Origin of the sequence: Bradyrhizobium sp. NAS96.2, assembly GCF_001908235.1 — a bacterium.
In the GTDB taxonomy this organism is placed as follows: domain Bacteria; phylum Pseudomonadota; class Alphaproteobacteria; order Rhizobiales; family Xanthobacteraceae; genus Bradyrhizobium.
The window spans coordinates 12,721-34,005 of the sequence record NZ_LGHK01000213.1; the positions used below are offsets into that span (position 1 = coordinate 12,721).

Sequence of the window (21,285 nt, forward strand, 5' to 3'; positions counted from 1 at the left end):
ACTGCGCCACGATTCTGTCATCGGCGCGTTATGGGAACGGTAGCGTTGCTGACCTGGACCGTCCATAGGACCCTTGCTGCACCGCGACCAGCGCCGTGCGATAATAGCGAACTGTGGCGTAAATATCTGCAACAGAACAGTTCCTTGGCTTGGAACCCCGCAAGACTACGTACATACTTGCGTATGCCGTCGACCGATCATTCAACACCACACCATCCACGATGCATGGAATGTGCCACCACCGCACGCCGCTTGCCGCGGAACCTCGGCCGCGCCTTGATCTGGATCTACCGGCACACGCTGTCGCCGCTGGTCGGCTACAACTGCCGCCATCTGCCGACCTGCTCGGTCTATGGCGATGAGGCGATCGAGCGCTTCGGGTTGTGGGCCGGCGGGTGGATGACGCTGGCGCGGCTGCTGCGCTGCCAGCCCTGGGGCACCTCCGGGATCGACAACGTGCCGCCGGCCAAGCCGCCGGGCGCGCACTGGTATGTGCCGTGGCGCTACGGCCGCTGGCGCGGCGTCAACGACAACTGATCGATTTCCGCAGCGCTCCTAAGCCCGGCGCGCATTGCTGCCGGGCGGAACTGTGGCGATAGTTGGCGCATTGTTTCAGTGCCCCCTTGCGGTTCTTGGGGAGGAAACAACAATGCGCTGGAAAATCAGCCACAATGGTCACGATCCCCGGCAGATCGATTTGCTGGCCGTACTTGCCTTGCTCGTCGTGATCGTTGCCGCCTACGGCTACTTCACTCACAACTCGACCAAGCCGAGCACAACGGCGTTCATCGTACCGAGCCAGAGCGTGAAGTGGTGACGCGCAAGCTCACTCGGCTGCGGCTGTGCGCGCGGCCTGCCGCGGCCGCGTGATGACGACCACTGCGAGCGCCGCCGCAACGAAGGCCGTGGCCACGTAGCCCGCGCTGAGCAGCCATTCACGCGCGAACAGCAATCCGCCGATCGCCGAGCCGATGGCCTGGCCGATATACAGCACCGAGGTATTGAGCGAGACCGACGCCGATGCAAGCGCAGGCGCCGCGCCGACCAGCCGCACCTGCTGCATCGAATTGGTCGACGCAAAGCCGAGACCCCACACCGCCACCGAAGCCGCCATCAAGGCATAGGCGCCGGCGCTCAGCGCCCAGCCGGCGACGCCTGCGAGCAGCATCACGGTAAACAGCACCGAGGTTTTCCAAGCACCCCAGGAATCCACGATGCGGGTTGCGATCGCAATGCCGACGAACCCGAAAATGCCGTAAAGCGCAAACACGATGCCGACCGCGTCCGCGTTCGCGCCGGTCAACTTGGCGAGCAGCGGTCCCATGAAGGTGAACACCACGAACTGGCCGGACATCTGCAACGTCGTGATCGACAGCAGCAGGATGACGGTCGGATTGCGGCCGAGATCGGCCCAGGTCCTAAGATCGACCGGCGCGCCGTGCAATCCGCCGGGCAGCCGCCACCACAGCAGCAGGCAGCTCACGAGCCCGGTCAGCGCGATCGCACCATAGGTCGCGCGAAAACCGTAACGGCTTGCGATGAAGGTGATCAGCGGCAGCCCGATCGCAGCGGCGAGCGACCAGCCGAGGAAGATATAGGCGATCGTGCTGCCGCGCTTTTCCACCGGCACGATCAGCGCCGCGGTGCCGGCGGCCTGTGGCGTGTAGAGCACGCCGACCGCGAGCATCACGAGGCGGATGATCAAGAGACTGTCGTAGTCCGGCGCGAAGGCGGATGCTGCGTTGGTCAGCGTCAGCACCAGCAGCGTCACCGTCAGCAAGGCTCGCCGTTCGAACCGGCTGGTCAGCCACGCCGTCACCGGCGAGCCCACGCACAGCACGATCGCGCCGAAGGTGATCAGGAGGCCTGCGGTGTGGATCGTGACGCCGAGCCCGCTCGACAACTCCGCCAGCATGCCGGCCGGCGCCAGCACCGAGCAGCCGGTGACGATGTTGCCGAGCATCAATGCGGTGGGAGCGAAGCGTTTCACGCCGCGTTGATAGCAGACCTCGATTTCAATGCAACTGCATCTAAATGCATGGCACGTGATCGATTTGCGCCACTTGCGCTCATGGCGACGGCGATGCCGCCGGCGCCGCGTTGACGCTCGGTGACGCCGCCGCCGGCCACGGGCTTGCAGGCTTGGGACCTGATGTCGCGGCCGGACACGACGCCAGAAGCTGCGTCCATCCCTGGTCCAGCCCGGTCGTGTCGATATCGAAAGTCGCGACGCCGGGCCTGGTGGGGTCCGGCTTGCCGTCGGACGACAGCGCGCTTTCGCCGATCTGCAGCTGCGGGACCGCCGTCATCGCCTTGACGATGTCCGCGCTCACCGGATCGCTCCAGACCTCGTATTTGCCGAACCGCGCCGGCAACCTGCCGAATGCGATCGCCTTGGTGACGCCGGCCATCATCACCACCGTGCTCTTGCCGGCGGCGCCCTCGTCGAACTCGCGCACGAACATCAGGCGCCCGCGATCCTTGTTCTCGCAGAACAGCCGCCACTCCATCATGCGGAACGAGCTGCCGTCGCCCTTTTTCTGCTGCACGATCTTGCGGACATAGGGCCGCGTTTCCTTCTCCACCGCCCACAGCGTGTCCGGCAACGGTCGCGTGTCGATTCCGAATCGATAGAGTTCCGGACGCGTCAGCACATGCAGGTTCTCGAACTTCACGGTCCGGATCAGGTCGCTGAGCTCACGGCTGATCCCCATCGCCGCGAGGAACACGTTGCGGTCGCGATCGGCGCTCACCATCTCGCGCCGCCTGAAGTCCGCGACGACCTGCGGCGGCGGATGGCCATGGACCACGAACATCAGCCTGGAGTTATGCACCGCGAGCACCGAGTCCGGCGCCACTTCACGGTCGGTCGCGCCCAGGAACAGATAGGCGCAGGCCGAGACGCACATCGCGTTGCGCGTGGCGAGTTCAGCCTCGACCTCGCCTTTGGCAGCTTTGATCCTCAGGCAGGCGGCGTCGATCTGCGTGCCCGTGGAACAGGCCGGCACGCTGGTACGGCCGACCCGCGCGGTCGCCTTGCGTGCGCGCAGAAACCGCGCGATCGCATAGGACTGCTCGACATTGCCGCCCGGCGAATGAAGATAGATCGGAAGCTGCGGGTCCTTGACGGCAAGCAGGAAGCTGCGAACCCGCGCCGCCGCATCCCGATCGATCTCGCCTTCGATCGCGATCCAGCGATCGCAACCGGCGCCGCAGGCATTCGCCGGTCCCTTGGCGAGATAGATGGTCAGCTTTTTCGCGAATCCGGCCTTCTCGACCGGTGCTTCTTCCGCCCGCAACACGCCCGGGATCAGAAGCAGCGCCACGAAGAACAGGAGACGGGAAAACATGAACCTTGCGGGGCGCGCGATGTCGGGGAAATGGCCATTTGACGTTAGACGATGATCGGCAGCGTCGCAACGATCACAGCCGTCAGGCGCAGGCGAGCTTCCCTCGATTCGGTGCGGCGGGAGGCCCAATTTCTTGATATTGCCGGATTGCAGGCGTCAAATCCCCTGCTATACCGCTGCTTTCCGCTTACCTGCGCTCGTTCGCAGGAGTGAGCTACAGGAGACATCATGGCCGACACGCCGCCCAAATCCGAATCCGGATTTCAGTACAGCCTTTCTAACCTCAAACCCGCAGAACCCGTGAACAAGATCGCCCTCACCTTCCCTGATGGAGCGAGGCGCGATTTCCCGAAAGGGACCACCGGCCTCGACATCGCCCGCGGCATTTCGCCCTCGCTCGCCAAGCGCACCGTCGCGATGGCGCTCGACGGCACGCTGGCCGACCTCAACGATCCGATCGACGCCGACGCCAAAATCGAATTGATCGGCCGCGAAGACCCGCGCGCGCTGGAACTGATCCGGCACGATGCCGCGCATGTGCTCGCCGAAGCCGTGCAATCGCTGTGGCCCGGCACCCAGGTCACGATCGGCCCGGTGATCGAGAACGGCTTCTACTACGACTTCTTCCGCAACGAGCCGTTCACGCCGGAAGATTTTGCCGCGATCGAGAAGCGGATGCGCGAGATCATCGCGCGCGACAAGCCCTTTACGAAAGAGGTTTGGGATCGCGAAAAGACAAAACAGGTGTTCCGCGACAAGGGCGAGGCCTTCAAGGTCGAGCTGGTCGACGCCGTTCCCGGCAATGAGCCGATCAAGATCTACTTCCAGGGCGACTGGTTCGATCTCTGCCGCGGCCCGCACATGACCTCGACCGGCAAGGTCGGCAACGCCTTCAAGCTGATGAAGGTGGCCGGCGCCTATTGGCGCGGCGATTCCAACAATCCGATGCTGACCCGCATCTACGGCACGGCATTTGCCAAGCAGGAAGACCTCGACGCGTACCTCAAGCAGATCGAGGAAGCCGAGAAGCGCGACCACCGCAAGCTCGGCCGCGAGCTCGACCTGTTCCACTTCCAGGAGGAAGGCCCTGGCGTGGTGTTCTGGCACCCGAAGGGCTGGACCATCTTCCAGCAGCTGATCGCCTATATGCGGCGCCGGCTGCTCGGCGACTACAACGAGGTCAATGCTCCGCAGATCCTCGACAAGGTGCTGTGGGAGACCTCGGGTCACTGGGACTGGTACCGCGAGAACATGTTCGCGGCGCAATCCGCCGGCGACGAGGCCGAGGACAAGCGCTGGTTCGCGCTGAAGCCGATGAACTGCCCGGGCCATGTGCAGATCTTCAAGCACGGGCTGAAGAGCTACCGCGACCTGCCCTTGCGGCTCGCCGAGTTCGGCGTCGTGCATCGCTACGAGCCGTCAGGCGCGATGCACGGCCTGATGCGCGTGCGCGGCTTCACCCAGGACGACGCCCACGTGTTCTGCACCGAGCAGCAGCTCGCCGAGGAATGCCTCAAGATCAACGACCTGATCCTGTCGACCTATGCCGATTTCGGCTTTGACGGCGAGCTCACGGTCAAGCTCTCGACGCGGCCGGAGAAGCGGGTCGGCACCGACGAGATGTGGGATCACGCCGAGCGCGTGATGGCGACCGTGCTGTCCGAGATCAAGGCCAAGGGCAGCAACCGGATCCGCACCGAGATCAATCCGGGCGAAGGCGCGTTCTACGGACCGAAGTTCGAATACGTTCTGCGCGACGCCATCGGCCGCGACTGGCAGTGCGGCACCACCCAGGTCGACTTCAACCTGCCGGAACGGTTCGGCGCGTTCTACATCGATCACGACGGCTCGAAGAAGGCGCCGGTCATGGTGCATCGCGCGATCTGCGGTTCGATGGAGCGCTTCATCGGCATCCTGATCGAGCACTATGCCGGCAACTTCCCGCTCTGGCTGGCGCCGACCCAGCTCGTGGTCACGACCATCACCTCCGAAGGCGACGAATATGCCAAGGTGGTGGCGGCGGCGGCGCGCCGCGCTGGCTTGCGCGTCGAGATCGACCTGCGCAACGAGAAGATCAACTACAAGGTCCGCGAGCATTCGCTGGCCAAGATCCCGGCCCTGCTCGTCGTCGGCAAGAAGGAAGCCGAGACGCATTCGGTCTCGGTCCGCCGCCTCGGCAGCGAGCGCCAGACCGTGATGCCGACCGATGAGGCGATCGCCGCGCTGGTCGATGAGGCGACGCCGCCGGACGTGAAGCAGGCGCGATCCGTCGCCTGATCTTCACAATCGGTCTAAACTGGCTTTCGTCGGCTTGGTCGTGCCCCCATCTTGGGGGCACGACTCCACTTGAAGGACATTTCCGTGCCCGATGCCATTGAACTCCTGAAGACACGCCGCTCGATGAAACCGCGCGAGATGACCGGCCCGGGCCCGTCCGCGGCCGAGCTCGAGACCATCCTGACCATCGGCGCGCGGGTGCCCGACCACGGCAAGCTGACGCCCTGGCGCTTCATCGTGTTCGAGGGTGATGCCCGCTCGCGTGCCGGTGACGTGATCGCAAAGGTCTTCGCCCGCAAGAACCCCGGCGCGCCGGCCGCCGATATCGAGGTCGAGAAGAAGCGCCTGACCGACGCGCCGCTGGTGATCGGCGTGGTCTCCTTCACCAAGCCGCACCCGAAGGTGCCGCCGTGGGAGCAGGAATTGTCGGCCGGCGCGAGCGCGATGAACATCGTCACCGCGGCGACCGCGCTCGGCTACGGCGCCTGCTGGCTGACCGGATGGTTCGCCTTCGACCGCGACGTGCTCGACGGTCTCGGCCTGAAGCCGGACGAGAAGCTCGCCGGCCTGATCCACATCGGCCGGCCCACCAAGCCGAGCGAGGATCGCCCGCGCCCCGCGCTGTCGGATATCGTGACGCGGTTCTAGACGGGCGCAGCTAGGCGGCCTTCGACGCGCGCTCCGCAAAGCCGGCCAGCAATGCCGCGATCTCGTGACCTGGCCTGGCCGCGCTGAACAGGAAACCCTGCACCTCGTTGCAGCCTTCGGCGCGCAGCCAGTCGAGCTGGTCTGTCGTCTCGACCCCTTCCGCGGTCGTGGTGATCTTGAGGCTGCGGCCGAGGCCGGAGATCGCGCGCACGATCGCAACGCAATCGGAGCGCCGCGCCAGATCCTTCACGAAGGAGCGATCGATCTTGATCTTGTCGAACGGGAAACTGCGCAGGTAGCTCAGCGAGGAATAGCCGGTGCCGAAATCGTCCATCGAGATGCTGACGCCGAGCTCGCGCAGCTGATGCAGGATCGCAAGGTTGGCTTCGGTCTCCGCGAGGAACACCGACTCGGTGATCTCGAGCTCGAGCCGCCGCGCCGGCAGGCCGGAATGCGCCAGTGCCGAGATCACGGCCTGGACCAGATTGCGGCTGCGGAACTGCACCGGCGACAGATTGACGGCAACCTTCACGTCGGCGGGCCATTTCATCGCCTCGGCGCAGGCTTCCCGCAGCACCCATTCGCCGAGCGCGACGATCAGGCCGATGTCCTCCGCGACCGGAATGAACTCCGCGGGCGACACCATGCCTTTCTGCGGGTGCCGCCAGCGCAGCAGCGACTCGAAGCCTGAGATGCGGTCGGCCGCGATATCGACCAGCGGCTGATAGTGCAGCTCGAACTCGCCGTTGCTGAAGGCCGCGCGCAGATCGCGTTCCATGTCGCGGCGCTTTTGCGCCTGCTGATCCATCTCCGGTTCGAAGAAATGATGCACGCCGCCGCCCTCGGACTTGGCGCGATACAGCGCCATGTCGGCATTGCGCATCAGTTCTTCCGACGTGGTGCCGTCGCCCGGCGACAATGCGATGCCGACGCTGGCGCCGACCACGACTTCGAGCCCGTCGATCGTGTAGGGCGCGCTCAGGGCATCGATCAGCCGCTCGGCGAACGCGCTCGCTTCATTGGGCGAGACATCGGCGGCAAGCACGATCGCGAACTCGTCGCCGCCGAGGCGGGCCGCCACATTGTCGTCGCGGACCACCTCGCGCAGCCGCTCCGCCACCAGCTTGAGCAGCCGGTCGCCCATCGGATGCCCGAAGGAGTCGTTGACGTTCTTGAACAGGTCGAGATCGACGTATATCACCGCGACGCGCTTGTTGCCGCTTCGGCCGCGCTCCAGCGCCTCGCGCAGGCGCTCCTGATAGAAGTCCCGGTTCGGCAGGTTGGTGAGACCGTCATGGTGCGCCATGTGCGCGATCCGCGCCTCGGCGGCACGGCGTTCGGTGATGTCGACCACCGCGACCAGATAGCCGTCGCGGCCCTCGAACGTCACCTTGCGCCCGAAGGTCAGCACGTGGATTTCGGTGCCGTCGGCCCTGATGTGGCGCCAGTCGCGGCTCGATTGATAGACGTCGCCGATCTCGCGCAGGGCGGCGCTGTGCACGCCCCACTCGTCCTCCGGCCAGATCTCGCGCAGCGTCATGCCGAGGAATCGATCGCGGCTATACCCGTAGTGCTGAACGGCCGCGTCGTTGACGCTGAGGAATTCCATCGTGACGGCGTCGAACACCCACATCGGCATCGGGTTGTTCTCGAACAACAGGCGGAACGACACCTCGCGCTGCTTCAGCGCGGTGACGTCGGAGACGGTCAGCGACAGCATGTCGCCGAACGCCGTGACGCCGAGCCGCAGGCAGCGATCGCCGCTGTCGATCTCGAACTGGCCGCCAGGACCACTTCCGACCAGCTCACGCAGGCGGTTCATCACCGGTGGCGCGGCAAGCGGATTGCCGCCGGCGCTGAGCCGGCGCCACAGCAATTCGGTTGCCGGCTGCATCAGGAGCTTGGCTGCGCCCTGGTTGAGATGAACGATCTGGAAATCGGCCGCCTCGCCCCGCGCATCACGGATCGCGGCGAGCGACAGCACGCCTTCGTCGGTGGCCGAGAAAATCGTATCGAGCAGATTGTACTGGTCGTTGCGCTCGTTGACATAGACGCCGACCAGGATGCCGCCCCAGCGCGACCGCGTCGGCAGCGCCAGCACGTCGAAGGTCCGCACCAGACCATCGCGCACGCAATGCGCCGACGCCAGATAAGGCCGGCAGTTCTCGCGCGCGTTCGCGGCGGCTTCGGTCAACGCCGTCGCGCAATCCGGCGGCAGCGCGCTGAGCGGAATGTCCCAGCGCTCGTCGTTCAACCAGGTCTGGACGTAGCGGCCGGTATGCGAAGCGCACAGCACACCATCGACGTCGCGCAACAACACGATATGATCCGCAAGCCGGCCGAGGCTGCCGAGCATCACGTCTTCATAGTGCGGCAGCCTTTCACCTGGACGGACTGCCGCCTGCCACTTGCGCTGCAGAACCGGAACGTCGGCGAACATCTCGGAAGTGAACTTGGCTGGTGTCTTTGCAGATTTCTTGTTGGCCATGACCATGGCACGCCCCGTTGACGCAAACGCCAGGCATGATCCGGAAAAATGCGAAGCGGTTTTCCGATGGGATCATGCCCAAGCAAAAATCCCCGTGGCATCCAAGTCATGCCGCGGCTTAACGTCATGTAAAAATGGCAACGCCGCGCGTCGCCGCCAGCGATTATGACAGCTCAAATTCGCGCGATGGTTAGTTCGCGTTAGAGACTATGACAGTTGCATGAAATGCAATTCGGTGAGGCGTCAGCGTGCCACGACCTCGACCTCGCCATCGACGCCGTTGACGACGTTGAACGGACGCTCGAACACCTTGCCCTCGTTCTTGGCGATCGCACGATACTCGCCTTCGGAGAGCACGACGCGCGGGAACGCGCCGATCGATTCCTTGATCACGTCGCCGCCCGGCGTGATCACCGACCACGCGGTGTTGGCGAGCGCCTCGCCGCCCTTCTCGCTGACCAGCTTGAGGGTGATGACGGCCGCGCGATGGGTGACGGTGACGTCGGTCAGCTTGCCCGCCGCGACGCGGATGTCGGAGCGCACCACCGAATTGGCGTCGCCATAGTTGGAGACGATGTAGTAGGTCCCCTCCGGCAGCAGCGCGACGTCGCCGGCGGACACGTTGGGCACCAGAGGTCCGCGGTCCGAGCCGTCGAACTGGCTGCCCTTGTAGATCGCGAACGAAATCTGGTTGGCCGGGATCTTGCTCGAGCCGACCCGGCCTTCGATCCGCAGGCCCCCGGCCGGCAGCACGAACGACTCGCGGTCGGTCTCCGACTTCAGGTTGACGGCGCGCACCGCACTGACGAGGCCGAGCGCGACATGGACGACATAGCTGCCGGGCGGCAGCACCACGTTGGGCGTCGCCCCGCGCTCCTCGCGGATCAGCTTGTAGGTGCCGTTGTCGTCCGGCTTGTCGGCGAACACCCGCCACACCAGCCCGGCGTTGATGACCGGCAGATCCTTGCCGTACCGCGCCGTCAGCGACAGCACCGCCTGCCCCGCGGTCGGCGAGCCGGCCGGTGGCGTGACCGGAGGCACGGTCGCAATCGACGGCTGGACGATGGTCGGCTGGGTCAACGGGCCGGGCAGAACGGGCCCTGAACCGGATCCGGACGGTGGCGCCAGATTGAGCGCCGGGCCGGACGGCACGTCCGGCACCGAGGCCGGCGGGATCGGCGGCGGCCGGTCGCTGAAGAACTGCGCCGAGCCGGAACCGGGGATCAGGGCGAGCAAAAATGCCGCAAGCGTCAATAGCGGAAGGAGCCGCATGCCCCGCCCGCATCCGCCGATGCCGTTGCCCCTCGAAGTCATGTCAATGCTTTTCAACGAAAACGCGGCAAATTCAAGCCTTCGTCGAAGCTTCGTCACAGTCCTGGCAGGGCTGTCCCCCCATTTGGAACCGCTCGATCAAGCCGATGTTAGCCCTATCGTCGCGGTCCAGTCACATTCCCTGCCTACCGCGGTCCACCCGGGGCATGAATCGTGCCTGTAGGAATAACCATGAAGACGGACGACGCTGGCGCAGTTGTGTCGCGCAGCCTAGTCTCGCGCTGGCAGGAGATTTGTCGTGTTGGATAGCTGGATGGGCCGCGGCCACAAGAGCTCCGACGGCCCCGACAAGGTGGGACTGGGAACGGTTCGCCGGCCCGTGATCGGGCTTGCGCTCGGTGGCGGCGCAGCGCGCGGCTTTGCCCATATCGGCATCATCAAGACCCTGCTCGCCCATGGCATCGTGCCCAACGTCGTGGTCGGCACCTCGATCGGCTCGGTGGTGGGCGGCGCCTATGCGGCCGGCCATATCGACACGCTGGAGCAATGGGCCCGCAGCCTGCAGCCGCGCAGCGTGCTCGGCTACCTCGACATCCGCCTCAACGGCTCCGGCCTGATCGGCGGCAGCAAGCTGGCCGCCGAGATCGAGGCGGCGCTGGGGCAGTCCAACATCGAGGACCTCGCGGTCAAGTTCGCCAGCGTCGCGACCGAAGTTCGCACCGGCCACGAGATCTGGATAACCCAAGGCCGCGTGGTCGACGCCATGCGCGCCTCTTACGCCCTGCCCGGCATCTTCGCGCCGGTGCTGATCGGCGACCGCTGGCTGGTCGACGGCGCGCTGGTCAATCCGGTGCCGGTTTCGGCCGCCCGCGCCCTCGGCGCCGAGATCGTCATTGCGGCGAATCTGTCCAGCGACGTGTTCGCGCACTCGACCACGATCTATAACCACGGCGCCACGGCACCTGCACCCGAGGTGACGGTCGCGGTGACCGCCGAGGCGGAGATCGAGCCGGAACCGCCGAAGCGCCGGTTCGGCCGCTTCTTCTCCGCCGAACGCACCGTGAAGCGGGAATTTTTCGGAAGCGCCAGCCGGCCGGGGATCTCCAGCGTCATGGTCGACGCCTTCAACATCATGCAGGACCGCATCACCCGTGCGCGCCTCGCCGGCGATCCGCCTGACATGCTGATCTCGCCGCGGGTCGGTCAGATCGGCTGGTTCGACTTCCACCGCGCCGACGATCTGATCGCGCACGGCATCCGCGCGGCTGAGCGCTCCATCAGCGCGATCGAGGAAGCCATCGATATCCTGGTGCCGCCGTCCAGCGGCGTGGGCACCACCGGGAAATAGCGTTCAGGCGGTCTTGATGTAGTCGCGCAGCGCTTCCTGCTCGAGCTCATATTCCTGCACGCGGCGCTTGACGACGTCGCCGATCGAGATCAGCCCGACCACCTTGCCGTCCTCGACGACAGGCAGATGGCGGAACTTGCCGGTGGTCATCATCTCCATCAGGCCGCTGACGGTATCGGATTGGCGGCAACTGACGACCTTCTTGGTCATCACCGCGCTCACCGGCTCGTCCAGCACGCCCGCGCCGCGCTCGCTGAGCACTCGCACGATGTCGCGCTCCGACAGGATGCCTTCCATCTGGCCCTGCTCCATCACCAGCACGGCGCCGATCTTGCGCTCGCCGAGCAGCTTGACCGCAGCCGAGAGCTTCGCGCCGGGCGCGACGCTCATGACCTGATGGCCCTTTGCATCGAGAATGGAACGTACCGTCATTGTCGTCTCCCTGAATCCGTTCGCGCCCCGCTTGAGCGGGCCGCGCCTGTTCGCCAGAGTCTTCAATCAACAGTTCCGCGCCGATTTCGGTTCCGGGGCGCGGTCAGTAGCTGGGCTCGACTTGTCGGCCCGCTTTGTTCTGCGTCGCAAAGATGATGGAGGAATTCGAACCGACCCGCAAGCGGGGGATCAGATGCGGCTCGACTGATCCGCCGATGACGCATCTGCAGCATCGTCTCGCTCGCGCGGGATCGGATCGAACAGCGAGAACAGCAACAACCCGGCGAGGAAGCCTCCGATATGCGCCTGCCAGGCAACGCTCGCCTCCTCACCGCCGAGCGACAGCGAGGTGGCGCCGAACAGGATATTGACGCCGAACCAGATCGCCAGGAAGGCGAGCACCCGTCCGTTGCGCAGCGCCCGCCACAGCGACAGCGCGGGCACCTTGGCGGCCGCCTCGGCATCGCCGCGACTGAACGACAGGAAGCTGCCCTTCACGAAGGCGAAGCGGATCGCCGCCGCCATCGTCCCCGACACCGAGGCCGACGCGCCGATCATCGGCGCAATCGCGTGCTCATGGGTCAGCAGATGCGCGAGCGCACCGGCGGCCGCGGTCACCGCCATGAAGACGAAGAAGCGCACGGCGCCGAAACGCCGTGCCAGTGCGCTGCCGAACGGCAACAGCCACAGCACGTTGAAGCCGATATGGGTGAGGTTGGCGTGCAGCAGCGAATAGGTGACGAAGGTCCAGACCTTGGCGCCCTCCCCGCCCGGAAAGGTGATGTCGAGCAGCGTCGAATCGTAGCGCTTCGGGATGAAGCCGAAGACGTCGATGGTCCAGTTCTCCATCTCCGGCGGCAACAGCACCCGCAGATGGATCACCGCGATCAGGAGGATGTAGGCGGTGAGCGCCGCCGGCAAGGTCAGGATCGGCTCGCGCGGCGCCTCCGGCGGCGGCTCGAGCGGGGATTCGGGATGGGAGTCCAAGGGGTCGACGACCTCGAAAGCGGCTGTGAATCAGAGATAGGCGGCTTTCACACCCCTGTGCAAGTGCACAATCCCGAAATCGGACACAGGGTGCCGCACAGTGCCGGAATCGAGACAAAAGAAAAGGGAGGGCGCTGAGAACACCCTCCCTGATCGGCTGGTCTTCTCGTGCCCCAGGAGGATCAGGGAGAACATCCCCACCCCTCCCCGCACGATGACCAAACTGTTTGACGCCACCTGTGTACCAACCACGCCGGCGCTTGGGGCAGCCGGCGAACGGGAACGCGCGGACCCTACGTTGGAGTTCCCGGGACGCCAAGGACATAGTTAAATTTACGTTAACAACACAAAGCTGCCGATAAGCCGCCCAAACCGCGGCCGCGGCATGGACGCTGCACAGCCTTCCCTGCACAACAGAGAAGGGAAGGCGCCTGAGCAAAACCGGGACAGAAGTGTCCCGCCGGGCCAGGCGCCGGGCAAGGTTCTTTAGATGAAACACAGCTCCAGCCGCGAATTCTTCGCCTATTGGAATGCGAAGCGCGGCACCGCGCGTGCACCCGACCGGAGTGAGTTCGAGCCGTCCGCGGTGCGCGAGCTGCTGTCCGACATCTTCGTGCTGTCCTACGACGGCGAGACCCGCTTCCCCTTCCGCGTCGCCGGCACCCGGACCTCCGCCCTGCTCGGCTGCGACCTCAAGAACCGCAGCTTTTCCGCCCTGTTCACCGGCGAGAGCCGCGGCGAGATCGAGGACATCATCACCTGCGTCGTCGAAGAGACCCTGCCAGCCATCGCCGGCATCACCGCGACGACCGAAACCGGGTCCAAGGCGCATCTTGAACTGCTGCTGCTGCCCTTCACAGCCCGCGTCCATATGCCGGCGAGCCTCACCGGCCTGCTCGCCCCGTTCGAGGACGACGTCACAAGGCTGCACGACCTGGTCCTGACCTCGTGGCGTTACCTGCATCCCCAGGAGCGGTTCGTGCCGCGCACGCTGCGCAAGCTCGCGATCGCGCGCGGCCTGATGGTCTACGAGGGCCTGCGCTAGTCCCTGACGCCTGCTTTGGCGACGGGATGGCAGGAACCGGTCGCTTGCACCGCGGGCCGTGGAACTCTATTAGCTGGTGCGCCGCCACGGCGGGGGTGACCCGCTTATTGCAGTCGCGGCGGGGCTCGGCATGTTTCGGAATTCGATCAGGCAGAAGATCGTCGGCATTGCCGCGGGACTGATCGTCCTCGCGGTGATCACCTCGCTGCTGTCCATGGTGATGGCGGGCCAGGTCGGCCATCTCCTGGACGAGCTCAACAACCGCTATATCCCCGCCTATGGCCATCTCGCCCGCGTCAACATCCGCTCGCTGGAGCGGTCCTTGGCGATGCGCCGGATGATGATGGCCAAGATGCACGCACCCGGCGAAGACGGCGGCTACGCCGCGGCGCGCAAGACCTTCGACGAGATCGAGCCGACGATCAAACGCGAGGCCGATGCCGCCCGCGTGCTGATCGACGCAATCATCGCCGATCCGTCGACGCCATCGGACAATGCAGCTCTCGGGCGTCTCGATGACCGCATCGACAATGCCGTCAACGATCTCCTGATGCGCCTGAACACCGAGAACAAGACGCTGCTCGAGCAACTCGATGCCCAGGAGTTCGCGGCCGCGAAAGCAACCACCCTCCGCGCCGATGTCCTGCGCGACGACTTCAGCAACAAGATCGAAGGCATCCGTGCCGACATGCTGGCGCAGGTCGCCTCGGCCGCCGCGAAGGTGATGAGTGCCCAGCAGCGGGCGATCATCATCTCCGGCGTCGTGACTGCGATTGCCGCGATCCTCGGCTTCGTGTTCGCGATGCTGGTCGGCAGCGGCATCACCCGCCCGGTGATGCGCCTGCTCGAGGGCACCCGCGAGGTCGAGGCCGGCCGCCTCGACGGTACCATCGCCATCACGACCCAGGACGAGATCGGCCAGCTGTCGGCGGCCTTCAACCGCATGATCGAGACGCTGCGCCACAACCAGCGCATCCGCGAAACGTTCGGCCGCTACATCAATCCGCGGATCGCCGAGGGCCTGCTCGAGCAGCCGGCAATCGCCGCCACCGAGGGCCAGCGCCGCATCATGACGGTGATGTTCTGCGACATGAAGGGCTTCACCAGCCTGAGCGAAGGCGTGACGCCGCGCGGCCTCGTCAAGATCATGAACCTCTATCTGTCGACGATGTCGGCGCCGGTCCACGCGCATCGCGGCATCATCGACAAATATATCGGCGACGCCATCATGGCCTATTGGGGCGCGCCCTTCGTCGAGGAAGCCGAGCAGACCCACCTCGCCGCACTTGCCGCCATCGACATGGTCGGCCAGGTCAACCAGCTGCGCAAGGATCTGCCCGAGCTGCTCGGCGTGCGCGCGATCCCGGCCGACTGCGACATCAGGATCGGCATCGCCACGGGCGAGGCGCTGGTCGGCAGCATCGGCTCCGAATTCATGATGAGCTACACGGTGCTCGGCGACACCGTGAACCTCGCCTCGCGGCTGGAAGGCGCCAACAAGTTCTACGGCAGCCGCAGCCTGATCTCGGAGGCGACCGCCGCGGCCTGCGCCACCATCATCGAGCTGCGCGAGATCGATCGTCTCGTCGTCGTCGGCCAGACCCAGCCGGTCGCCGTGTTCGAGATCATCGGCAAGAAGGACGAACTGTCGCCGGCGCAGACCGAACTGCGGCAGCACTACGCGGACGGTCTCGCCGCCTATCGCGAGCGCCGCTGGGACGACGCCGAGCTGGCCTTCGCCGCGGCACTGGCTGCGGTGCCGGGCGACGGACCGTCGACCGCAATGAAGGCGCGCGTTGCGGCCTTCAGGCAAAATCCGCCGGCAGCGGATTGGGACAGTGCCTGGCATCTGGAGCAGAAATAGCGCCGCGTCAGCCACCGCTTACAGCTGCGCCTCGATCGCCGCCTTGTCGATCACCGACCACACCTCCACGATCTTGCCGTCACGGAATTTGTAGAACACGTTTTCGGTGAACGACACACGCCTGCCGTCGATGTCGAGTCCGAGAAATCTTCCCTGCGGCGAACAGTCGAACGCCAGCCGGCACGCAACATAGGACGCATCTGACACCAGTAGCGCGATGTTGAATCGAAGGTCCGGGATGTCGCGAAAATCCTGCTCCAGCATCTCGCGATAACCCGACAGACCGAGCCGCCGGCCGTTGTGGGACACGTCGTCGCCGACGAATTGGCCAAGCTGCGGCCAATCCTGCCGGTTCAGACAGGCAATGTAATTCCGGTAGATCTCGGCGAGGTCCGTCTGCATCATCAATCGTCCTTGTCGCTGCGCGTCAGATTCTAACACCGAAGTTAGTTTCAGTGCCGTCGTCGGATCGCGAACCAGCCCGCACGCGCAAGTGCAACGTCCGGAAGCGACAGTGCGATTGCCGCATCAACAGATATTTTTCAGAACACGCGGAATGTCTCCTGCGATCGAGAGTTAGTGCTTCAGACCAATGACGGTCCACGTCGAATCGGGAGGTGCGCATGATCAAGTCACCGACGAAGCTCGCAATGCTTGCGGCATTTCTGACAGCGCCGATCATCCTGTTCCCACTGCAGACCGCCCACGCTGCCGGCGGCGGCGGGGGTGGCGGAGGAGGAGCAGGCGGCGGAGAGCTCTACGGATCGAGCTACAGCACCCCCCGCTCCGCCATCCTACCCTCAGGAGAAGGGCAAGCGGACCACGCAGAAGAAAAGACCGGCCAAGCAATCCAGCTTCGACGATCCGGCATTCCGTGACGGCTATCGCGCAGCCTATGCAACGATCTACGAGCGCAACGACTACGCCGCCGCCATCGAACAATTGCACGCGCTCGGCAACGACGATCATCCCAACGTCGCCAATCTGATCGGCTACTCCTACCGCAAGCTCGGCGACTACAAGCAGTCGCAGGTCTGGTACGAACGTGCGCTGAAGGCCGATCCGAACCACGTGCTGACGTGGAACTATTACGGCTTGTGGCAGATCGAACAGGGCAACCGCGATGCCGCCCAGTATCATCTGAGCCGGATCGCCGAAATCTGCGGCACGACATGCGAGGAATATCGCTCGCTGGCAGCCGCGCTCGAGAAGCCGCCGGGGACAAGTCTCGTCTATTGAACGAACTGGTCGCCTGCATGCGCAAAGGCAATATGCAGGGATACATCGGCCCGGATGTCGCTCGCGCTCATCCGGGGCTGCGCGCGTGTCCGTTTTTGCGGGAATTTCGCCATTCCGATCCGCATGCGCGCCAACTAGTTTCCGCGCCGTGCGACCGAAGCGGATACGAGATCGATCATCATGACCTGGCGGCTTCTCGCGTGGAGCGGCATCGCCGTGGCCGCGCTGGTTCCAATTGTTGGCGGCATCTGGCTCTTCACCCTGCCCGCCACATCGGCGTTCCGGGTTCAGCCGCCGATCGCGACGCAAGAGCACGACGCCACGCTCGCGGCGCTCAAGCCGAAGCGCGCCCGCCCGTTGATCGCGATCATCGGCATCAACGACATGACCGAGACCACCGACTATCTGATGCCCTACGGCATCCTCAAGCGTGCCGATATCGCCGATGTCGTCACGCTTGCGACCGGGCCAGGTCCGGTCACGCTGTTCCCGGTGCTGAAGGTCGAGCCTGATGCCACGATTGCGGCATTCGATGCTGCGCACCCCGACGGCGCCGACTACGTCATCGTGCCGGCGATGAGCCGCGACGACGATCCGGCCGTCATGCAATGGATCCGGCGGCAGGCGGAGCAAGGCGCCGTGATCGTCGGCATCTGCGCCGGCGGCAAGGTTGTCGCCGCGACCGGCCTGCTCGACGGACGGCGCGCGACCACGCACTGGTTCTACCTGAAGAACTGGCGCGACAATCATCCCGCGATCCGCTACGTCGCCGACCGCCGCATCGTGGTCGACCGCGGCGTCGCGACGACGACCGGCATTTCGGCGTCGATGCCGATGTCGCTTACTTTGATCGAGGCGATCGCCGGCCGCGAGAAGGCCGAGGCCGTCGCCCGCGAGATCGGCCTGGCCGGCTGGGATGCGCGGCATGACAGCAACGCCTTCAAGTTCACCCGCCCGTTCGCGCTGACAGCGATCCGGAACACGCTGGCATTCTGGAACCGGGAGCAGCTCGGCCTCGCACTTGTCCCTGACGTCGACGAGGTCTCGCTGGCGCTGGTGGCGGACAGCTGGTCGCGCACCTATCGCTCGCACGCAGCGACCTTCGCCGCGAGCGCCGATCCCGTGACGACCCGCAACGGCCTGCGCATCTATCCGCAAATCGTGGCCACCAGCTGGCCCGCGGACCGCCTGTTGCCCGCGGTCGGCGCGACACCGCCTGCGCAGGCGCTCGACCAGGTGCTTGCCGGGATCGAGGCACGCTATGGCTCGGGCACGGCGGACTTCGTCGCCGTCCAGCTCGAATATCCGAGAGGCCACGCCGTGCGCTGAAAAGCGCCCCTCCATTCGCATTTGATAGTCTGCGATCCCCATTGTCATCTGTTTGTCATGAATAGTGCCGACACGTCAGCGCCAGCACAGTTCGGGGACACGCATGGACTATTTCAAACGCTTCAACTTCCTGTTCGCCGCGCCGGTTTTCGAGGCCGACGACCTCGAAGGCATCAGATTCAACCAGATCATCACCGAAATCGAGCGCTCCGGCTTCGAGGTGGTCCGCGCCCGCAAGCTGGAAGATGCCGAGATCGCGGTGCAGACCGATGCGGCGATCGGCTGCATGGTGGTCGACTGGGGCAAGAAGGGCCTCGAGGGCAAGACCGCGGCGCTGATCAATCTGATGCGGCGGCGCGGCCTCGACTTCCCGATCATCCTGTTGATCCGCCGCAAGCGCTTCGAGGATTTGCCGGTCGAGGTGCTCGACTTCATCGACGGCTACGTGTTCCTGTCCGAGGAAACCCCGCCCTTCATCGCGAAGAATTTGATCTCCAGGCTCAAGCAATATGCCGAGAACCTGAAGACACCGTTCTTCGGGGCACTGGTCGACTATGCCGAGGAAGGCAACCAGCTCTGGACCTGCCCGGGCCACAATGGCGGCGTGTTCTACAGCCGCAGTCCGATCGGCCGGGTGTTCGTCGAGCATCTCGGCGAAGCCGTGTTCCGCGACGACCTCGACAATTCCGTGCTCGACCTCGGCGACCTCCTCACCCATGAGGGACCGGCGCTGCGGGCTCAGAAGGAAGCGGCGAAGATCTTCGGCGCCGAAAAAACCTATTTCGTGCTCAATGGCACCTCGACCTCCAACAAGGTCGCGCTCGGCTCGCTGGTCACCGACGGCGACCTCGTGCTGTTCGACCGCAACAACCACAAGGCCGCGCACCACGGCGCGCTGCTGATCGGCGGCGGCATCCCGGTCTATGTGCCGACCGTGCGCAACGCCTGGGGCCTGATCGGCCCGATGCGCTGGGACCTGCTCGATGAGGGCACGCTGCGCGATCACATCCGCAAGCACCCGCTGGTCAAGGACGAGAACGCCTGGAAGAAGGAACGCCCGTTCCGCGTCGCCGTGGTCGAGCAGTGCACGTATGACGGCACCATCCACTCCGCCGAGATGATCCTGAAGCGGATCGGCCACCTCTGCGACTACATCCTGTTCGACGAGGCCTGGGCCGGCTTCATGAAATTCCACCCGATCTATGCCGGCCGCTTCGCGATGGGGCTCGCCAATCTCGGCCCCGAGGCGCCCGGCATCATCGCCACCCAGTCGACCCACAAGCAGCTCGCGAGCTTCTCGCAAGCCTCGCAGATCCACATCCGCGACCGCCACATCAAGGGCCAGAAGCGCCGGGTCGAGCACCGCCGCTTCAACGAAAGCTTCATGCAGCACGCCTCGACCTCGCCGTTCTATCCGATCTTCGCCTCGCTCGACGTCGGCGCGCAGATGATGAAGGGCCGCTCCGGCGAAGTCCTGTGGGACGATACGATCCGGCTCGGCATCGAGCTGCGCAAGAAGATCCGCGCGGTGAAGCGCGAGTTCGAGGAGAAGGAGACGCGCGCCGAACGGCGCTGGTTCTTCGAGCCGTTCGTGCCGGACCGCGTCATGATCCCGGACGTCGCGCGCGAGAACGGCGTGCACAATGTCGCCTGGGAGACCATCTCGACCGATCAGCTCGCGACCACTCCGTCCTACTGGCAGCTCAGCCCAGGCCAAACCTGGCACGGCTTCCCCGAACTGACGGAAGGCTTCGCGATGACCGACCCGAACAAGCTGACCTTGCTGACGCCGGGCTTCGATCACGCCACCGGCGCCTATGCCGATCACGGCATCCCCGCGCCGGTCGTGGCGCAATATCTGCGCGAGAACCAGATCGTCGCCGAGAAGAACGACCTCAACTCCCTGCTCTTCCTGCTGACGCCCGGCGTCGAGGCCAGCAAGGCCGGCACACTGGTCTCCGGGCTCGTCGCCTTCAAGAAGCTGCACGACGACAACGCGCTGATCGAGGACGTCATCCCCGAATTCTTCCGCCGCCGCCCGCAACGCTACAGCGGGGTGCGGCTGCGCGACCTCTGCGGCGACATGCATCGCTTCTTCCGCGACGGCGGTGTCAGCACGCTGCAGGCCAGGCAATTCCTGCCCGAGCATCTCCCCGAGATCGCGATGTCGCCGCGTCAGGCGGCACAATACCTGATCCGCAATGACGTCGATTATCTGCCGATCGACCAGATCTTCGGCCGCGTCGCCGCAACGCCGTTCGTGGTCTACCCGCCCGGCATCGCCACCATCGTGCCGGGCGAGCGGCTGTCGGAACGCAGCAAGCCGATGATCGACTATCTCAAGATGTTCGAGGCGAGCTTCAACGCGTTCCCGGGCTTCGAGGTCGAGGTGCAAGGCATCTACAAGGAGATCGACGATGCGGGCCGGGTCCGCTTCTACACTTACGTGGTCTCCGAATAAGGGAACGGTCTACACGCAATGGAGAATGATCAGAAGATCACCGTCCGTCCGTCCCGTGACAGCGATGTCGATGCGATGCTGTCGATCTACCGCCACCACATCCGCCACGGCATCGAGGAGAGCGTCGACGACTCTGGCACCCCGGAGCCCGACGATCTGCGCGACCGCCGCAAGAACCTGCGCAGCACCCGCCTGCCGCATCTGGTCGCGGTGTGCGACGGCGAGGTGGTCGGCTACGCCTATGTCGTTCAGTTCCGCAAGCGTCCGGCCTATCGCTACACGGTGAAGCACTCGATCTATATTCACCACCGCTTCACCGGCAAGGGCGTCGGCGGCAAGTTGCTGCAGGAGCTGGTCGACATCTGCGCCGCAGCCGGCTTTCGCCAGATGATCGGCTACATCGACAGCGACAACGCCGCATCGCTCGCGCTGCACGATCGCTTCGGCTTCGCTCGCGTCGGGCATTTGCCGGGCGTCGCCTATCGCTACGGCCGCTGGTCCGACACCGTGATGGTGCAGCGCTCGCTCGCTGCCGGCGCCACCGC

Annotated in this window: 18 protein-coding genes; 11 read left to right on the top strand and 7 right to left on the bottom strand. The window is 65.1% G+C overall.

Features of this window, described 5'->3' with window-relative positions; genetic code table 11:
- Positions 1–225 precede the first annotated feature (225 nt).
- Together yidD and AC628_RS44470 are read left to right on the top strand one after the other, a co-directional pair.
- Positions 226–537, top strand: coding sequence for a membrane protein insertion efficiency factor YidD (yidD, locus tag AC628_RS34810; protein ID WP_074131222.1), 312 nt, complete (start codon positions 226–228; stop codon positions 535–537).
- A 112-nt stretch (positions 538–649) separates the two neighbouring features.
- Positions 650–817, top strand: a complete 168-nt coding sequence (locus tag AC628_RS44470) for a hypothetical protein (protein WP_167529284.1) — start codon at positions 650–652, stop codon at positions 815–817.
- A 9-nt stretch (positions 818–826) separates the two neighbouring features.
- Here AC628_RS44470 and AC628_RS34815 read toward each other — a convergent pair whose 3' ends face one another.
- Positions 827–1,963, bottom strand: coding sequence for an MFS transporter (locus tag AC628_RS34815; RefSeq protein ID WP_074131237.1), 1,137 nt, complete (start codon positions 1,961–1,963; stop codon positions 827–829).
- 106 nt (positions 1,964–2,069) lie between these two features.
- A complete protein-coding gene (locus AC628_RS34820; protein ID WP_074131223.1) occupies positions 2,070–3,350 on the bottom strand; it encodes a COG3904 family protein in 1,281 nt (426 codons plus the stop codon).
- Positions 3,351–3,578: 228 nt separating this feature from the next.
- Between AC628_RS34820 and thrS the strand changes: the two genes are divergently transcribed.
- Both thrS and AC628_RS34830 read left to right on the top strand, forming a co-directional pair.
- The gene (gene thrS / locus AC628_RS34825; RefSeq protein WP_074131224.1) at positions 3,579–5,627 is read left to right on the top strand and encodes a threonine--tRNA ligase; all 2,049 of its coding nucleotides are present in this window, start codon (positions 3,579–3,581) and stop codon (positions 5,625–5,627) included.
- 84 nt (positions 5,628–5,711) lie between these two features.
- Positions 5,712–6,275: a nitroreductase family protein gene (locus tag AC628_RS34830; protein ID WP_074131238.1), complete on the top strand. Its 564-nt coding sequence runs from the start codon at positions 5,712–5,714 to the stop codon at positions 6,273–6,275.
- A gap of 10 nt (positions 6,276–6,285) precedes the next feature.
- On the opposite strand, the gene AC628_RS34835 is transcribed toward AC628_RS34830, so the two are convergent.
- Positions 6,286–8,769, bottom strand: a complete 2,484-nt coding sequence (locus AC628_RS34835) for a putative bifunctional diguanylate cyclase/phosphodiesterase (protein WP_074131225.1) — start codon at positions 8,767–8,769, stop codon at positions 6,286–6,288.
- 237 nt (positions 8,770–9,006) lie between these two features.
- Positions 9,007–10,077 (bottom strand): RgsD C-terminal domain-containing protein, encoded by a 1,071-nt coding sequence (locus AC628_RS34840; RefSeq protein ID WP_074131226.1) that lies wholly within the window; start codon positions 10,075–10,077, stop codon positions 9,007–9,009.
- Positions 10,078–10,333: 256 nt separating this feature from the next.
- Between AC628_RS34840 and AC628_RS34845 the strand changes: the two genes are divergently transcribed.
- Positions 10,334–11,383 (top strand): patatin-like phospholipase family protein, encoded by a 1,050-nt coding sequence (locus AC628_RS34845; RefSeq protein ID WP_074131227.1) that lies wholly within the window; start codon positions 10,334–10,336, stop codon positions 11,381–11,383.
- A gap of 3 nt (positions 11,384–11,386) precedes the next feature.
- On the opposite strand, the gene AC628_RS34850 is transcribed toward AC628_RS34845, so the two are convergent.
- Together AC628_RS34850 and AC628_RS34855 are read right to left on the bottom strand one after the other, a co-directional pair.
- The gene (locus AC628_RS34850; protein ID WP_074131228.1) at positions 11,387–11,815 is read right to left on the bottom strand and encodes a CBS domain-containing protein; all 429 of its coding nucleotides are present in this window, start codon (positions 11,813–11,815) and stop codon (positions 11,387–11,389) included.
- 189 nt (positions 11,816–12,004) lie between these two features.
- Positions 12,005–12,802 carry a rhomboid family intramembrane serine protease gene (locus AC628_RS34855; RefSeq protein ID WP_074131229.1) on the bottom strand — a complete coding sequence of 266 codons (798 nt, stop codon included), beginning with the start codon at positions 12,800–12,802 and terminating at the stop codon, positions 12,005–12,007.
- A 490-nt stretch (positions 12,803–13,292) separates the two neighbouring features.
- On the opposite strand from AC628_RS34855, the gene AC628_RS34860 reads away from it, so the two are divergent.
- On the top strand, positions 13,293–13,847 hold the full coding sequence (locus tag AC628_RS34860) for a PAS domain-containing protein (protein ID WP_074131230.1): 555 nt from the start codon (positions 13,293–13,295) through the stop codon (positions 13,845–13,847).
- Positions 13,848–13,977: 130 nt separating this feature from the next.
- A complete protein-coding gene (locus tag AC628_RS34865) occupies positions 13,978–15,711 on the top strand; it encodes an adenylate/guanylate cyclase domain-containing protein (protein WP_074131231.1) in 1,734 nt (577 codons plus the stop codon).
- A gap of 18 nt (positions 15,712–15,729) precedes the next feature.
- Here AC628_RS34865 and AC628_RS34870 read toward each other — a convergent pair whose 3' ends face one another.
- Positions 15,730–16,116: an ester cyclase gene (locus AC628_RS34870; protein ID WP_074131232.1), complete on the bottom strand. Its 387-nt coding sequence runs from the start codon at positions 16,114–16,116 to the stop codon at positions 15,730–15,732.
- A gap of 321 nt (positions 16,117–16,437) precedes the next feature.
- Here AC628_RS34870 and AC628_RS34875 point away from each other — a divergent pair, with 321 nt between their 5' ends.
- The 4 genes from AC628_RS34875 to AC628_RS34890 all read left to right on the top strand — a co-directional run.
- On the top strand, positions 16,438–16,950 hold the full coding sequence (locus tag AC628_RS34875; RefSeq protein WP_245321486.1) for a tetratricopeptide repeat protein: 513 nt from the start codon (positions 16,438–16,440) through the stop codon (positions 16,948–16,950).
- Between the two features lie 180 nt (positions 16,951–17,130).
- Positions 17,131–18,279 (top strand): DJ-1/PfpI family protein, encoded by a 1,149-nt coding sequence (locus AC628_RS34880; protein ID WP_074131233.1) that lies wholly within the window; start codon positions 17,131–17,133, stop codon positions 18,277–18,279.
- 103 nt (positions 18,280–18,382) lie between these two features.
- On the top strand, positions 18,383–20,740 hold the full coding sequence (locus AC628_RS34885; protein ID WP_074131234.1) for an Orn/Lys/Arg family decarboxylase: 2,358 nt from the start codon (positions 18,383–18,385) through the stop codon (positions 20,738–20,740).
- A gap of 18 nt (positions 20,741–20,758) precedes the next feature.
- Positions 20,759–21,285 (top strand): GNAT family N-acetyltransferase (locus tag AC628_RS34890; RefSeq protein WP_074131235.1); only part of this gene is annotated, 527 nt, incomplete at its 3' end.